The 16,026-nt window shown below is 33.8% G+C and carries 14 protein-coding genes, 9 tRNA genes and 1 rRNA gene; 22 read left to right on the forward strand and 2 right to left on the reverse strand.

All coding sequences use genetic code 11. The features are described 5' to 3' along the window. The first annotated feature begins 93 nt into the window (after nucleotides 1-93). The 22 genes from rrf to ABEY15_RS02545 all read left to right on the forward strand — a co-directional run bounded on the left by rrf (nucleotide 94) and on the right by ABEY15_RS02545 (nucleotide 13,988). Nucleotides 94-209 (forward strand): 5S ribosomal RNA (gene rrf, locus ABEY15_RS02440). Nucleotides 210-220: 11 nt separating this feature from the next. Beyond that, a tRNA-Asn gene (locus ABEY15_RS02445) sits at nucleotides 221-295 on the forward strand. A 13-nt stretch (nucleotides 296-308) separates the two neighbouring features. Further along, nucleotides 309-381: transfer RNA gene (locus tag ABEY15_RS02450), tRNA-Thr, on the forward strand. Nucleotides 382-397: 16 nt separating this feature from the next. After that, nucleotides 398-472: transfer RNA gene (locus ABEY15_RS02455), tRNA-Glu, on the forward strand. A gap of 9 nt (nucleotides 473-481) precedes the next feature. After that, nucleotides 482-557, forward strand: a tRNA-Val gene (locus ABEY15_RS02460). Between the two features lie 18 nt (nucleotides 558-575). Then, a tRNA-Tyr gene (locus ABEY15_RS02465) sits at nucleotides 576-660 on the forward strand. Nucleotides 661-668: 8 nt separating this feature from the next. Then, a tRNA-Gln gene (locus ABEY15_RS02470) sits at nucleotides 669-743 on the forward strand. Between the two features lie 29 nt (nucleotides 744-772). After that, nucleotides 773-845 (forward strand) — tRNA-Lys (locus ABEY15_RS02475). 16 nt (nucleotides 846-861) lie between these two features. Then, nucleotides 862-936: transfer RNA gene (locus ABEY15_RS02480), tRNA-Gly, on the forward strand. A 20-nt stretch (nucleotides 937-956) separates the two neighbouring features. Then, nucleotides 957-1,032: transfer RNA gene (locus ABEY15_RS02485), tRNA-Ala, on the forward strand. Between the two features lie 240 nt (nucleotides 1,033-1,272). Further along, nucleotides 1,273-2,172 (forward strand): arginase, encoded by a 900-nt coding sequence (gene rocF / locus ABEY15_RS02490; protein WP_088014518.1) that lies wholly within the window; start codon nucleotides 1,273-1,275, stop codon nucleotides 2,170-2,172. Nucleotides 2,173-2,615: 443 nt separating this feature from the next. Next, nucleotides 2,616-3,434 (forward strand): diadenylate cyclase CdaA, encoded by an 819-nt coding sequence (gene cdaA, locus ABEY15_RS02495; protein ID WP_429888262.1) that lies wholly within the window; start codon nucleotides 2,616-2,618, stop codon nucleotides 3,432-3,434. Then, nucleotides 3,427-4,716, forward strand: coding sequence for a CdaR family protein (locus ABEY15_RS02500; RefSeq protein WP_429888263.1), 1,290 nt, complete (start codon nucleotides 3,427-3,429; stop codon nucleotides 4,714-4,716). Before cdaA ends, ABEY15_RS02500 begins: the two co-directional genes overlap by 8 nt. Before the next feature lie 13 nt (nucleotides 4,717-4,729). Beyond that, the gene (glmM, locus tag ABEY15_RS02505; RefSeq protein WP_025671688.1) at nucleotides 4,730-6,073 is read left to right on the forward strand and encodes a phosphoglucosamine mutase; all 1,344 of its coding nucleotides are present in this window, start codon (nucleotides 4,730-4,732) and stop codon (nucleotides 6,071-6,073) included. A gap of 533 nt (nucleotides 6,074-6,606) precedes the next feature. After that, nucleotides 6,607-8,409: a glutamine--fructose-6-phosphate transaminase (isomerizing) gene (gene glmS / locus ABEY15_RS02510; RefSeq protein WP_429888264.1), complete on the forward strand. Its 1,803-nt coding sequence runs from the start codon at nucleotides 6,607-6,609 to the stop codon at nucleotides 8,407-8,409. Between the two features lie 645 nt (nucleotides 8,410-9,054). Then, nucleotides 9,055-9,693, forward strand: a complete 639-nt coding sequence (locus ABEY15_RS02515) for a Ger(x)C family spore germination C-terminal domain-containing protein (RefSeq protein WP_429888265.1) — start codon at nucleotides 9,055-9,057, stop codon at nucleotides 9,691-9,693. Nucleotides 9,694-9,855: 162 nt separating this feature from the next. Continuing rightward, nucleotides 9,856-10,266 carry a hypothetical protein gene (locus ABEY15_RS02520; RefSeq protein WP_429888267.1) on the forward strand — a complete coding sequence of 137 codons (411 nt, stop codon included), beginning with the start codon at nucleotides 9,856-9,858 and terminating at the stop codon, nucleotides 10,264-10,266. Nucleotide 10,267: 1 nt separating this feature from the next. After that, complete coding sequence (locus tag ABEY15_RS02525; RefSeq protein ID WP_429888268.1) at nucleotides 10,268-10,936, forward strand: PspA/IM30 family protein; 669 nt, start codon at nucleotides 10,268-10,270, stop codon at nucleotides 10,934-10,936. A gap of 149 nt (nucleotides 10,937-11,085) precedes the next feature. Continuing rightward, nucleotides 11,086-11,760: a response regulator transcription factor gene (locus ABEY15_RS02530; protein ID WP_429888307.1), complete on the forward strand. Its 675-nt coding sequence runs from the start codon at nucleotides 11,086-11,088 to the stop codon at nucleotides 11,758-11,760. After that, nucleotides 11,750-13,177 carry a sensor histidine kinase gene (locus ABEY15_RS02535; RefSeq protein ID WP_429888269.1) on the forward strand — a complete coding sequence of 476 codons (1,428 nt, stop codon included), beginning with the start codon at nucleotides 11,750-11,752 and terminating at the stop codon, nucleotides 13,175-13,177. The genes ABEY15_RS02530 and ABEY15_RS02535 overlap by 11 nt, the downstream gene beginning before the upstream one ends. 139 nt (nucleotides 13,178-13,316) lie before the next feature. After that, nucleotides 13,317-13,733, forward strand: coding sequence for a methylglyoxal synthase (gene mgsA / locus ABEY15_RS02540; protein WP_097978524.1), 417 nt, complete (start codon nucleotides 13,317-13,319; stop codon nucleotides 13,731-13,733). Nucleotides 13,734-13,823: 90 nt separating this feature from the next. Continuing rightward, the gene (locus ABEY15_RS02545) at nucleotides 13,824-13,988 is read left to right on the forward strand and encodes a hypothetical protein (protein ID WP_165347205.1); all 165 of its coding nucleotides are present in this window, start codon (nucleotides 13,824-13,826) and stop codon (nucleotides 13,986-13,988) included. A 377-nt stretch (nucleotides 13,989-14,365) separates the two neighbouring features. On the opposite strand, the gene ABEY15_RS02550 is transcribed toward ABEY15_RS02545, so the two are convergent. After that, nucleotides 14,366-15,448, reverse strand: a complete 1,083-nt coding sequence (locus tag ABEY15_RS02550; protein ID WP_429888270.1) for a copper resistance D family protein — start codon at nucleotides 15,446-15,448, stop codon at nucleotides 14,366-14,368. Further along, complete coding sequence (locus ABEY15_RS02555; protein WP_429888272.1) at nucleotides 15,445-15,987, reverse strand: copper resistance protein CopC; 543 nt, start codon at nucleotides 15,985-15,987, stop codon at nucleotides 15,445-15,447. Before ABEY15_RS02555 ends, ABEY15_RS02550 begins: the two co-directional genes overlap by 4 nt. Nucleotides 15,988-16,026 lie beyond the last annotated feature (39 nt).

A 16,026-nucleotide genomic window follows, 5' to 3' on the forward strand; every position in this document is an offset into this window, starting at 1 on the left:
TGAAGGTACAAAAATTATTATAAAAAAATTCAAAAAAGTTATTGACTTTTAAATGAAATTTGATATAATAATTAATGTCCTAAAGAAAATGAATCAAGTGATTATTGCGAAGAGGTCACACCCGTTCCCATACCGAACACGGCAGTTAAGCTCTTCAGCGTCGATGGTAGTTGGGGGTTTCCCCCTGTGAGAGTAGAACGTCGCTTGGTTTTAAGTTTATTCCGCAGTAGCTCAGTGGTAGAGCACTCGGCTGTTAACCGAGTGGTCGTAGGTTCGAACCCTACCTGCGGAGCCATTTTTAACTTAATGCTTCCATAGCTCAGCAGGCAGAGTACTTCCATGGTAAGGAAGAGGTCACCGGTTCGAGCCCGGTTGGAAGCTTAGGAAAAGTTGTACTGGCCCGTTGGTCAAGCGGTTAAGACACCGCCCTTTCACGGCGGTAACACGGGTTCGAGTCCCGTACGGGTCACCATTATATTACGGAGGATTAGCTCAGCTGGGAGAGCACCTGCCTTACAAGCAGGGGGTCGGCGGTTCGAGCCCGTCATCCTCCACCATCTAATTAAATAAATACCGGAGGGGTAGCGAAGTGGCTAAACGCGGCGGACTGTAAATCCGCTCCCTGTGGGTTCGGCGGTTCGAATCCGTCCCCCTCCACCATTTATTGTTGGGCTATAGCCAAGCGGTAAGGCAACGGATTTTGATTCCGTCATGCCCTGGTTCGAATCCAGGTAGCCCAGCCATTTTTTTTATTTTATCGTAATTTTATTACGAGCCATTAGCTCAGTAGGTAGAGCATCTGACTTTTAATCAGAGGGTCGAAGGTTCGAATCCTTCATGGCTCACTCTTTTTTTTTATGTGCGGAAGTAGTTCAGTGGTAGAATACAACCTTGCCAAGGTTGGGGTCGCGGGTTCGAGCCCCGTCTTCCGCTCCATTCGCATATACTCAAATAGTGGGGCCTTAGCTCAGCTGGGAGAGCGCCTGCCTTGCACGCAGGAGGTCAGCGGTTCGATCCCGCTAGGCTCCACCAATATACATAAAGTTAAACCTTAGTCATTTGACTAAGGTTTTTTGTTGTATATAATCATATGATATAGTAATTCAATAGTTAAAAATGCATATGTATACAAAAAAATGTCGAGTTGACCCATTTGTTTCAAAAGATTTAAACTATTAATATAATTAATAACTTTAACAGTCAAAAAATTATATTTTTTCAAAAACAAGTAAGCGTTTTCTTTTATGAATTCAATAGATGGGGGAAATAAAAATGTTAAAAGATATTTCAATTATTGGAGTACCACTAGATTTAGGACAAACTAGACGTGGAGTAGATATGGGGCCAAGTGCAATTAGATATGCACAATTACACGAACGTATTGAAAGAATGTCTTACCAAGTAGAAGACTTAGGCGATATTTTAGTAGAACGTACACCAGTTAAAGAAGATAATTCAGAACATAATTTAAAGAACTTAAAATCTGTAAAAGAAACGTGTGAAAAGCTTGCTGCTGAAGTAGATGAAGTTATTAAAAGAAACAGAATGCCACTAGTACTTGGCGGTGATCATAGTATTGCAATTGGTACATTAGCAGGTGTATCAAAACATTATAATAATCTAGGATTAATTTGGTTTGATGCACATGGAGATTTAAATACTGCTGAAACATCTCCTTCTGGTAATATTCATGGTATGTCATTAGCTGTTTCTTTAGGTCATGGTCACGATTTATTAACGAAAATAGGTGGTTACTTCCCTAAAGTAAAACCAGAGAACGTGATCATTATTGGCGCACGTGATCTTGATGAAGGCGAAAGAGCAATTATTAAAGAATTAGGAATTAAAGTTTATACAATGCATGAAATTGATAAATTAGGAATGACAAAAGTAATGGAAGAAAGCATTGACCACTTAAAAGGGTGTGACGGTGTACACTTATCATTAGATCTTGATGGTCTAGATCCAATTCACGTTCCTGGAGTGGGTACACCTGTTCCTGGAGGAATCACTTATAGAGAAGGTCACTTAGCAATGGAAATGTTATCTGATGCTGATATTATTACTTCAATTGAATTCGTAGAAGTTAATCCAATCTTAGACGAAAGAAATAGAACTGCAATCGTAGCCGTTGCATTAATAGGCTCATTATTAGGTGAGAAGTTACTTTAATTATTAAATAAAATTCAGTCGGTCAATATGGATAATATACACCCCACAGGAGCGCCGAGGAGGCTCAAGAATCTCGCCCAATGGAAAGCGAGCATTCTGTAATGGAAATCAACATCACTCTACTCCTTTTACGAAAATTTGTTATTTAATTAACAAGGTTGTTTTTCAACAGCGTGAAGCTAGCATTCGCTAGCTTTTTTTTTTATCAAAAAAATCTGGAAAACTGTCTTTCAAAAAACTTCAAAATCAAATATGAATGGTTGGTCATTCTCCTATTAATATAAAGAGCCGACATATATAATTCTGTAATTATGTTTAATATAACTAAAACAGTCGTTAAAGTATTGTTAATATAATTAATAACTCACAAATTTTGTGTATTGCAAAAATATGGTATAATACTCAAGATACAGTTTTATTCTATAGAATTTGGAGGGTAAAAGATGCCTTCTTTACATATAAATTTTTTACAGTATTTACAGAATGGATTAGATATCCTAATCGTTTGGTTTGTTATTTATAGATTAATTATCATTATTCAAGGGACGAAGGCTGTCCAACTCTTAAAAGGTGTAACAATCATTATTGTCGTAAAAGTATTAAGCAGCCTATTCGGCTTGCATACTTTACAATTTTTAATGGATCAAGCATTAACATGGGGATTCTTGGCGGTTATTATTATCTTTCAACCAGAATTAAGGAGAGCACTGGAACAGCTTGGACGTGGCCGTTTCTTCTCTAGAACGACAGGTAGTGGGATTAACGACCGAAATGATATTGTTGAGAACATTGCAAAAGCCACTGAATACATGGCTAAACGAAGAATAGGTGCACTTATTTCATTTGAGAGACAAACAGGTATGGGTGACTATATAGAGTCTGGTATTCGAATGAATGCTAACTTATCATCAGAATTATTGATTAATATCTTTATACCAAATACACCACTTCATGACGGAGCGATAATTATACAAGGTGAAAAGATTACAGCAGCAGCCTGTTATTTACCTTTGTCTGAGAGTGCATTTATTTCAAAGGAATTAGGAACGAGACATCGAGCTGCAGTTGGTATCAGTGAAGTTACTGACAGTATTACGATTGTAGTTTCTGAGGAAACAGGTGCAGTTTCAGTAGCAAGGAATGGAAATCTATACAGAGAATTATCAAAAGACGAGCTTATAAATTTATTAAATACTGAACTAAAATCACCAGAAGAGTCCACTACATCTAAATGGAATTGGAAGGTGAAACGTAATGGATAATTTTATGGATAATCGTTGGATATTAAGAGGAATCGCTTTATTAGTAACATTATTACTTTTTATGTCTGTCAATCTAGTTCCACAATCAAGCACATCGGGATTAGGGGACATACCGTTTGTTAATAATAAAGAATTAGTGCGAGATATACCGGTAACTCCTATTTACGATCAGCGCAATCTAATTGTAACTGGAATTCCAAAGAATGTTTCAGTGCAATTAGATGGACCTAATAGTATTGTAAAAACTGCTGAAATGAAGAAGGATTTTGAAGTGTATTTGGATCTAACTTCTTATGCTTTAGGTACATATGAGGTTCCTTTAAAGATTAGAAATATTTCAGATAAAATAAAAGCAACTATTAAACCAAGAACAGTTAGAGTAACAATTAATGAAAAAATTGAAAAAGCGGTTTCAGTTAAAGTTGTTTATCTAAATGAAAAAAAGATTAAACATGGCTATAAGGCAGAAAATGCAATTGTAAAACCGGGTTTAGTGACAATAGTAGGATCTAGAGATGAAGTGTCACAAGTGGCATATGCAAGTGTTGGTGTGGATGTTACTGATGCGAATCAGACATTTAGTCAGGTGTTACCTGTTAGATTATACAATAAAAAAGGTGTACAACTTCCGTTCACTACAAGTCCAAGAAAAGTTGAAGTAACTGTTCCTATTGTTTCTGAAAGTGCTAGCTTCCCAATTAAGTTAGTGCAAACAGGAACACTTAAGGAAGGTTTAAAACTAAGTAGTCTTGCTAGTAAAGTTGATGCATTAAGAATTTATGCGTCTAAAGACTGGTTGGACAAGTTTAACGGACCTATAGAAGTGCCAGTTGACATATCTTCATTTGATCAAAGTGGTACATATGAAGTTAATGTACCTACTCCAAATGGAGCATTTAGAGTAGACTCAAGCACGATTAATGTAGACGTTAATTTTGATGAAGAAACGGAAAAGAAATTTAGTAATATCCCTATTAATTTAGTGGGTGAAAATAATCAATTTGAATATAAGTTTACTAAGCCTCCGTTAGGAAAAGTAGTAGTTACTGCTAAGGGATTTAAGGAAGACTTGGATGCGATTAATCCAAGCGATTTAAATATTACAGCAAAAGTTAATGGACTAGATCCAGGAACTAAAGATGTAGCGCTTACTATTACCGGCCCAAAAGGAGTTATATATAGTTTAGAGTTTGATACAATAACGATTGAAATTACTGATAAAAAATCTGCTCAAACTGATGAAAATGAGAATTCAGGCGATGTAGGACAGTCATCGAATTAGAAGGAGAGTTAAAATGGGTAAATATTTTGGTACTGATGGTGTACGAGGAGTTGCAAATAAAGAGTTAACTCCTGAATTAGCATATAAAATTGGACGCTGTGGCGGTTATGTATTAACTAAAAACAATGTCAAACCTAAAATTATTGTTGGGCGTGACACACGTGTATCAGGACATATGCTTGAAGGAGCACTAGTTGCAGGTTTATTATCAATTGGTGCAGAAGTTATGAGATTAGGTGTTATTTCTACTCCAGGTGTTGCCTATTTAACAAAAGCGCTAGGAGCACAAGCGGGTGTTATGATTTCAGCTTCGCATAATCCTGTTGCAGATAATGGAATTAAGTTTTTTGGTCCAGACGGTTTTAAATTGTTGGATGAACAAGAAGATGAAATTGAAGAACTAATGGATGCAGAAGTTGATCGTTTACCAAGACCAACAGGAAATGATTTATGTCAAGTTAGTGATTATTTTGAAGGTGGTCAAAAATACCTACAATTCCTTAAAAACACAATTGACGAAGATTTCTCAGGCCTATTAGTTGCTCTAGATTGTGCACACGGTGCCACTTCTTCATTAGCGCCATATTTATTCGCAGATTTAGAAGCAGATATTGTTACAATGGGAACAAATCCTAATGGATTTAATATAAATGATGGTGTAGGTTCTACACATCCTGAAGCTTTAGCAGCTCTTGTAAAGGAAAAAGGTGCTGACATCGGTTTATCATTCGATGGAGATGGAGATCGTCTAATTGCAATCGATGAAAATGGTGAAATCGTTGATGGTGACCAAATAATGTATATTTGTGCAAAATATTTAAATGAAAAAGGTCGTTTAAAACAAAACACAATTGTATCAACTGTTATGAGTAACCTAGGCTTCTACAAAGCAGTAGAAACGAATGGGATGAAAAGTGCAGTTACAGGTGTTGGAGACCGTTATGTAATGGAAGAGATGAGAAAGAATGGCTTCAATCTTGGCGGTGAGCAATCTGGACACATCATCTTTTTAGATCATATTACGACTGGTGATGGTATGTTAAGTGCGATTCAGCTCGTAAGTATTGTTAAAGAAACAGGTAAAACTTTATCACAATTAGCTGGAGAAATGAAAAAGTATCCACAATTATTAATTAATGTGCGTGTTACAGATAAAAATGAAGCACTTAATAACGAACGCATTAAAGCAATCATTTCAGAGGTAGAAGAAGAAATGAACGGCAATGGTCGTATTTTAGTTCGTCCTTCTGGTACTGAGCCACTTATTCGTGTAATGGCTGAGGCTCCTTCTGAGGCAGAATGTAAACAATATGTAGAACGTATTGTTGCTGTTGTAAAAGAAGAGGTTGGAGAATAATATAAATTAAAAAAATATGCATTGATGAGCACTTTTGTGTAAGTCTATGCATATTTTTGTTATATACAGCTATTCTATAACTTTTTTCAACATATTTTTGTTGACCATTTTTAATACAGTATAGTATAGTTGTTTTATTGTTTTCCTAACAGGGAAGGAGTATAGAAATAATAAAGTATTAAAAAAGCGCCAGAACTACACTAGACGTGAATGTGTAGTTGACGAGGTGGAGTTTTATCGAAGTTTCGGCGGATGACTCCCGGTTGCTGTATCACAACCGAAATTATTTATGTAAAACACATGGGTGACTGTGTGCACAATCATAAATAATCTGATACACCGTTTAAAACAAAAAAATGAACTCGCTAATGAGCGGAATATGAAAGGTAGGTGGATATTGCTTGTAAGTCCTCTACCATTATTAAACATGACGAGGGAATAGAAAATTAAATAGTTAAACGGTTAGGAAAACAGCGTTCCATTCCTATACATTTTGTATGTCTTGTTTTAGGACTTACTAAGCAATAGTAACTATGTGTGGAATCGTTGGATATATTGGAAATGATAATGCGAAAGAAATTTTATTAAAAGGTTTAGAGAAATTAGAGTATCGAGGTTACGATTCTGCTGGGATTTCTCTTTTAACTGACAAAGGTGTAGAAGTTTATAAAGAAAAAGGTAGAATTGCAGTACTACGTAAATCAATCCCTACAAAGGCGGACGGAAACGTTGGAATTGGTCACACAAGATGGGCAACACATGGTGCTCCAAGTAAACGTAATGCGCATCCTCACCAAAGCTCTACTGAACGTTTTACACTGGTTCATAACGGCGTTATCGAGAACGATGTACAATTAAAAAACGATTATTTAAATGATATTGAATTTACAAGTGATACAGATACTGAAGTAATTGTTCAGTTAGTTGAACTTCATATTAAAAAAGGTTTATCTGTACTTGATGCTTTCAGAGAAACACTTAAGCTTCTTAAAGGTTCTTATGCAATTGCATTATTAGATAAACAAAACGATGATGTAATTTATGTAGCAAAAAACAAAAGTCCATTACTAGTTGGTGTTGGTGAAGAGTTTAATGTTATTGCATCTGATGCGATGGCAATGTTACAAATTACTGATCAATTTATTGAATTAATGGATAAAGAGGTTATTTTAGTTACTAAAGATCGTGTTCAATTAATGGACCTTAACGGAAATATTAAAGAACGTTCTCCATATACTGCAGAAATTGATGCTAGCGATATCGAAAAAGGAACTTATCCTCATTTCATGTTAAAAGAAACAGATGAGCAACCTTTAGTAATCCGTAATATAATCCAAAAGTACCAAGGTGAAAACGGCGAGCTTGTAATCGACTCAGAAATTAAAGCAGCTTTAGCAGAAGCTGATAGATTATATATTGTTGCTTGTGGAACTAGTTATCATGCTGGTCTTGTTGGAAAACAGTTTATTGAAAAAATGGCGGGAGTACCTGTAGAAGTACATGTTGCAAGTGAATTCTCTTACAATATGCCACTGCTTTCAGAAAAACCATTATTCATTTATATTTCACAAAGCGGTGAAACTGCTGATAGTAGAGCATGTCTAGTACAAACAAATAAATTAGGTCATAAAGCAATTACACTTACAAACGTTCCAGGATCAACATTATCACGTGAGGCTGATTTCACTCTTCCTTTACACGCAGGTCCTGAAATCGCTGTTGCATCAACGAAAGCTTACACTGCACAATTAGCAGTACTTGCAATTGTTGCAAATGCTCTTGCAAAAGAAAAAGGAAAAACAGTTAACTTTAACCTAGTTAAAGAACTTGGAATTGTAGCAAATGCAATGGAATCAATTACAAACCAAAAAGAAGAGTTTGAAAAAATTGCTACAGAATATTTAGCTACAACTCGTAATGCATTCTTCATTGGTCGTAACGTAGATTACTTCGTTTGCTTAGAAGGCGCATTAAAACTAAAAGAAATTTCTTACATCCAAGCAGAAGGATTTGCTGGTGGAGAGTTAAAACACGGTACAATTGCTCTAATCGAAGAAGGGACTCCAATCTTCGCATTAGCAACACAAGAATCAGTAAACTTAAATATTCGTGGAAATGTAAAAGAGGTTGTTGCTCGTGGTGCTAACCCTTGTATCATTTCAATGGAAGGATTAAATATGGAAGGCGATCGCTTCATTTTACCAAGAGTACAAGAAGAATTATCTCCAATCCTTTCAGTCGTACCATTACAATTAATTTCTTACTATGCTGCTTTACATCGTGGTTGTGATGTTGATAAACCACGTAATCTTGCAAAATCAGTTACTGTTGAATAATCAAATTAGTAATCTTAAAGTTTATTAAAAAACAGATTTGAAAATAAAAACTGAGCAGGGAGTGTAAAAAGATGACCAAATTTAACGATGAAAATATCATCCCTACAAAAGACGATTTTCACGTTAGTGAAGTTGATGAGCGTGTCGTAATAAGAAAACCAATTAAATAACTTTAAATTTAAAATACAGGGGACTAATGGTGATGGCCATTAGTCCTTTTTTTATTTTGAACATGATAACACATAAAAGTTAAATTTCTGAAGTTTTATAAAAGAAATGCAAAAATTCAACAAAACTAAGAATAAAACTAAGAATAAAACTAGGTCAATGAATCCATCTTAAGAATATGGGAAAATTCGTATTTAAATACTAAGCAGGAGTGAAAAATGATGATAAAAATTTACGATGAAAACTTCATTACAACAAAAGATGACTTTCATGTTAGTGAAGTTGATGAGCGTGTTGTAATAAGAAAACCAAATCAGGTTGATCTTTAATAGAAGAGAGGCTAAGTTGAAATCTAAATTTTCAGCAGCCTCTTTTTTGTTGTTTCCGAAATCGCACCATCTCTCAGCTAAAATCTAACTTTCAGCTGAAAATCATAGTTCAATTATCACACCAACTGAACAAGTATCAGGCGGTGGTTTGAAATCATATTTTGATTTTAGTAGAACTGAATCGCCATACATAGATTCAGTTTGTCTTTTCGACGCATATAGGAGAGAAACAGAAGACGGAATAGATATCGTCATGCCTATAATTGAATCAAATAAAAAAGATTTATTAGTAGATCGAATAGCATTATTTGATAAGAGTAAAATGATTATGGAGTTAAGTCCAAGTGAATCAGAAACCTATCGACTTTTAACGACAGGAATTTACGATGAAAGCTTAAAGGTCAAAAATAAGAAAGTTATGTTTGTAATGAATTTAGAAAAAGGAAAGGCAAATTACAAATTAAAACATCAAAATAAAAATATTGTTGCCAATTATACGATTAAGGTGAGAGCGGTTATAGAAGAAAAGATTGATGGCATTGATTCGATCAAAGAAAGTGACATAACAAAATTAAATAAGCAATTGGAAGATAAAATAAATGCAGAGACTAAAGCTTTACTAAGTAAAATAAAAGAAAAAGACATCGATCCAATCGGTTTTGGTTTAAGATACTTATCTAGGAATAGTGAAAATAGAAATTTATCATTATGGAATAAAAAGTACGCTAACCTAAACTTTAAGATTAAGTCTGAAGTGAAAATTAAAGGGACCGGATTAATTAATTGAGTCCTATAAATAGATTTACGTAAAAAGAAAAAGAGATAGGTAAGTAGATAAAAATCTGTTACCTATCTTTTTTATGAACAAAATTAATTTTTCGTTTTCACCATAATTTCACCATACTCCATTAGAATTCAATTTATTAAGAAATGAGAGGAGGGAAATAACATGAAGAAAAGAGTAAGGAGAATATTTACATGGGTCTCTATAACAGCAGTTTTTGTTTTAGGGGTACATTTTTTTCTTAGATTACTAGGTGGTTTTCATGAAAGACGTTATGCTGATCAACATTCAATGTTCATGGATAGAGGCGATCGAAACGAATTTAGATCACATCAGATGATGCATGGTCCACACCATTTTCATGATTTTTCTTGGATTGGTTTAGTATTATTCCTTTTAATCGCATTTGCGGTAGTGACTTTTATCTTTAAAAAGTTAGTTAAAAAGGGACAAGCTAGCCAGGTTAATCAAATTTCATTAGATACAACTAGTTTTAACACACCTATAAACAGAACAAACGCAGATTTATTGGATAAATGGGAAAAAAATCTATTATCAAAAAAGGAGAATAAATAAAATGGGCATTTTTAAAAGAATGAAATCAATATCGTTGGCTAAAGTGAATGGAGCATTGGATGGTTTAGAAGATCCAATCTCAATGTTAAATCAATATATTAGAGAAATGGAAGAAGATCTTTTGAAAGGTCAGGAAGCACTCTCTCGTCAAATCTATCTAGAAAATAAGCAAAAAGCATTGATTTTAGAGACAGAAGGGCTGGTAAACAAAAGAAGTGGACAAGCTAAGCTAGCAGTTGAAAATGGTGAAGATTCCATTGCAAAACTGGCAATACAGGAAAAACTTGTTCATGAAAAACAGTTAAGCCTATATTCAGAGCAACTAAATACAATTCAAAATCAAACTCAGTCACTTTATGAAAAATTAGATGAACTGAAAGGTAAATATGATGAATATCTGCATAAGAGACTTTTACTAGTTTCTAGAGCAAATATTGCAAAATCAATTAAACAAATTCAACAAACATCTGTTTCATTTAATTCAGAAACAATCGCAAATGGAATCTCACGTGCAGAAGATCGAATACTTATGATGGAGGCAGAAGTACAAGCTCAAAATAAATTTGCATATCATACTAACCTATCTAATGGATATAAAGATAACGTAATGAGTGAAGAAATAGAAGAAGAGCTACAAAAGCTAAAACAGCATGCTGTGGAAACTGCGTAAGGTCATGATCTAAAAGAAATATAGGGGAGCACCGTATTAATTAACGGGTGCTTCCTTTTATTTTATAATTGATTTGAAAATGGAAAAGATGAAGAAGACAACCGAAAAAAATAGAGATACTTATATAAACGAGGGAGTATTTTTTGATGATGAATATACTAGTAGCGGAAGATGATTTGAAACTTGGTGAGCTAATCAGTTATATGTTAAAGAAAAAAGCAGGTTATAAAGTGGAATGGGTTACAGAGGGAGAAGAAGCTTATTATTACGCTACGAACAGTCATTATGATGTATTAATATTAGATTGGATGATGCCAGGTGGAACAGGAATAGAAGTGTGTCGTAGGTTACGCAAAGAAGGATATTCAGGAGCGATTCTAATCCTTACAGCTAAAGATGCCCTAGAGGACCGCATTGTAGGACTGGACTCAGGAGCTGATGATTATTTAGTTAAACCTTTTGAAATTGATGAGTTACTAGCTCGATTAAGAGCACTTTCTAGGCGTAATTATGCCCCTATATTAGAGGAAGAAATTCTTATTAGTGATATGATTCTAAATCGTACAAGCCAATCAATCAGATGTGGAGACACTGAAATACAACTAAGCCCACGCGAATTTCAATTAGTTGATTTTTTAATACAAAATAAAGGGCAAGTATTACCTCGTGAAATTATTTTGGAGCGGGTATGGGGTTTTGATTCAGATGTTGCAATGAAAACGATTGATGCCACTGTTAAACTTCTTCGAAAGAAACTAGATTTGCTTGGTAAACATGATTTGTTACAAAGCATTAGAGGGGTAGGATATAAATTTGATAACTAATCTTATTTCTTCTTTACGTGATTTTCGAAATCGCGGAGGAAGAGATGTTTTTAAGCGTACGCAAAATCGCCTAACAGTACTATATAGCGGACTTGTAATGCTTTTTCTAATTATATTCATTATCATAGTCTTTGCAGTGTTATATGTAGTCATAATGAATGATCAAAGACGTACAGTGGAATCATTGGCTAGTCAAGAAGCAAAAATTATCGAAAACTATATGATTCAAAATCAACAAGGAAGTCTCCAGGGCGATAACCAAGAAGTAGTTTTAGCAGGTGTCGATCAATTTTTTTATTATGTAGTTAATCCAAATGGCGAAATAATAATAGGACAAGAGGATATCCCGCAAATAAGGTCTAGGCTGTTTGGACAAATAAAAGATTGGATTCCTAAAGGAAATGAAACTCGAAAGGTAAAAATTAAATTAGAACATGAAGAGTTTGAAAAGGACATGAGAAAATTCCATGATCATGAAATACATGTTCCTTCAAATCGAAAAGAAATTAGTTTGATGGTATCAGGTAAACCACTATTTTATAAAGGAAATTTCATCGGTACAATCTATGTTGGAAAAGATATTTCGGATATTTATCATTTATTCAAATTTGTTGTCATTATACTGGTTGGCTTAACAATCGTATTTTCTGGAGTTGCACTATATATCAGTTTTTTTATGTCAAAGAAAGCAATGATCCCTATCTTTAAATCATTTAACCGACAGCGCGAATTTGTTGCAGATGCTTCTCATGAATTAAGAACACCATTAAGCGTTTTGTTATCGTCGATCGATGCAATGGAAATGACGATCGATACAGAGAAAGATGATTTTTCTCGAAAGATTTTATTTAATATGAAAGACGAAGTAAAAAGAATGACAAACTTAGTCAGCGGATTATTAACTTTAGCTCGTTCAGACTCGGATCAAGTTGAAATTAAATTAGAAAAGTTTGAGTTTCGATCCATTGCAGAAAAGGCGATTGTATCTCTACAACCGTTAGCTGCATCCAAACAAATCAATTTAAACTTAACTGCTCCAGAGAATGTAATCGCCAGGGGAGACTCTGAAAAGTTATCACAGCTCTTATATATATTAATAGATAATGGGATTAAGTATACGCCTATTGGAGGAGAGGTTCAGCTAGTACTTTCGGATAAAGAAAACGAACTTTGTATCCAATTAACAGATACTGGAATTGGGATTAAACCGGAAGACCATGCCCGAATATTTGACCGTTTTTATCGATCTGATAAATCAAGATCTAGACAAATTGGTAGCCATGGTTTAGGCTTGGCGATTGCAAAATGGATTGTGGAAATTCATAATGGAACTATTCAAGTAAATAGTGAAGTTGGAAAAGGAAGTACCTTTACTATTCGGATTCCAATTTCTAATATGAATAGTAAAAAGGCATAAGCCACAAGAGTAGAATAACCGTTACAAAGAAGTAAAAAATATAAATGGTTAAATTTAAATGAATTCGTTTCCTATTGTTTAAAAAGAACAATTGCCGAAATTAGAAATCCATTTTTCCTAAAAGAGAGGAATGTTGACGTTGAAAATTGCTTTTATTGCACACGATCAAAAGAAAAAAGAATTAGTAAATTTTGCAATGGCATATGAATCTATTTTATCTAAACATGAATTATATTCAACAGGAACAACTGGAACAAAAATAATGGAAAATACAAATTTAAAAATACATCGATTTAATTCTGGACCACTTGGGGGAGATCAGGAAATCGGTGCCTTAATAGCGAAAAATTTGATGGATATTGTTATCTTCTTTCGCGATCCACTTACAGCGCAACCACATGAACCAGATATTTTGGCTTTAATTCGTTTATGTGATGTTTACTCAATTCCTTTAGCAACAAACATGGGTACAGCAGAAATTTTAATTCATGGTCTAGAGCGAGGGGACTTAAAGTGGAGAAACATCGTACATGATAAACAAATTCGAGAAAGATAAGCAAAAAATCCTAAAAAAGATGTAGTAATCGAATAATTAACTTTGATGAAGGAAATAGTAATTCTAGTTCAGTTGAAAAGGAGGATTACGATGGATAATCAAGGATTTGGACATACACATGATACAGGTGAAACAGTAATGATTTCGGGTTATTATACTGATAAAGACGGGGAGCATATTGAATTACAAGCAGGACAAAAATTCCCTAATTGCCCTTCATCAGGAAAGCCAACTAAATGGAGACATGGACGTTAAGGTAGAAATTCAGTAAAAAAAGATTGTACATTGTACAATCTTTTTTCAGAGTGCTGAAATATAAAAATGAACATTTATTAATGATAAATTATTATTTTTGGATGTTCTATTAATGGTTTTAAATGTTAATATGTTTGAGCAATTTTATGATTCTAATCACACTAGTAATGTTTTTTTAGAAGTTAAAAATATTATGAGCTAATTTGTTAGGTTACTTTAAGTAAAGGCTATTTGATTAGGATTTAATGTGAACTTTTTTTTGTTGAATAAGTTGATTGGAACGNNTACTCCTTTTACGAAAATTTAGTAATTTAATTGATAAGGTTATTTTTCAACAGCGTGAAAAAAGATTGTACTATATTAAGTACAATCTTTTTTTACTGAACTGATATGCTATACATTAGTCCAAGATACATTGTAAACAAAAAGCAAAGACTAAATGCAATTGGTAGCATGATTTTTGTCTTTTTCATAAAGCTGATGACTAGTAACACTAGGAAGATGATCGACATACTCATTAACATCATTCCTTCAAATGTGAAAGTAAAAGCTATTCTAATAGGTAAAGTAATATCAATCCCCATAATCCATTCAATCCATTTAGACGGACCTTCATTTTGCAATGTTAAATTAATATTATGCGGTGGAGATTTAGTACCCATTATAGCTGTGAAAAAGAACACAATTATGATGGTAATATACTCTGCTTTTAACCAACTACGAATATTACTCGAAGGGCCTTCAGCGGACTTTCTCATTAGTACACCATTGAAAAAAGCAAAAAACAATACTGGAATGATGCTGATGTGCTTCAAGACTAACATCTGTCCATAAGGAAGTAACCAAGCATTCGTATAATCTTTTAATTTTACGACTTCTAGCATTAAGACTAAACCACTAATAAAAATAATAACGACACATATGATGGCTAAAGGTGTAAACCATTTCAAGAATCTACCGTAGTTATTAGTATCCTTAGCTAGCCAAGTGACATTAAATAGAATTCCACTCCAAATAGAAACCATTAGAAAATGACTACTTTGAAAGATAAAACCCGTCCAAAAATTCATAGAAGTTATATGACCTGCATAACCGATACTTAAAATCATCATGAATAGCCAAAATAAATTAAAAAACTTTTTACCATCGCTATAAATATTAATGACAAGCATAATGGCAAACATACTCGAGTAAATCCATGCATTACCTACAGCTGTTTTTATGAAAACAGAATAAAGGGCTGTTTTAAGATGAACATCATCTAGGAAAAAAGTAATAATCCGTAGAGCAGGAAATAATGAAAAGAATAATATGCCGACAATAACCAAATAAACAGTACCTTTCGAAATTGTGATTGTTGGTTTTTTATCTGACGGTACAAAATCTAAGACAAACTTTCCTGCTAATATCGAATAAAGGATATACGTTATGAACTCCGTGATTGGAACGATATAACTCATTTTCTATTCCAAAGAAAAACTCCACCAACCATTAACGCGATACCAAATAGCCCGATTGCAATTAATGGAATAAGATATTTAGATCTTTCTTTTTTAGGAGTAGCCTCTTTTTGTTTTTCTTTAGCTGGCGTTTGATCCTTAACTGCTTTATCAGTTGTTTTAGTTTCAGTTGTCGTTTTAGTTTCAACTTGCTTCAATTGCACTTTGAATGGAATTTGACCTGTTACTGGATGACCATCTTCACTTACAACTTTCCACTCAATCTTATAATCACCATTTTCTAAATCATTTGGTAAATCAGCTATTAATTTATTATCTTTAACTTGCACATTTGTAACAGCTGTAGCAGTTCCAGCTTTATACAATTTGATGGTACCTAATTGCTCAAGTGCCTCTTCAAATTCAAGCGTAATTTGTTTAATTGGTTCGGTGATAATTTGACCATTTGATGGATTAGAAGAAACAAGCTTAGTATGGGCACTCGCCATAGTTGGGAATAAAAATAGCAGTAAAATAATGATTGATAAACCTTTTTTCATATAAATCTCCTTCTTATGTAAAATATTTGTGCTTAATTT

The organism is Gottfriedia acidiceleris (genome assembly GCF_050457485.1).
In the GTDB taxonomy this organism is placed as follows: Bacteria; Bacillota; Bacilli; order Bacillales; family Bacillaceae_G; genus Gottfriedia; species Gottfriedia acidiceleris_D.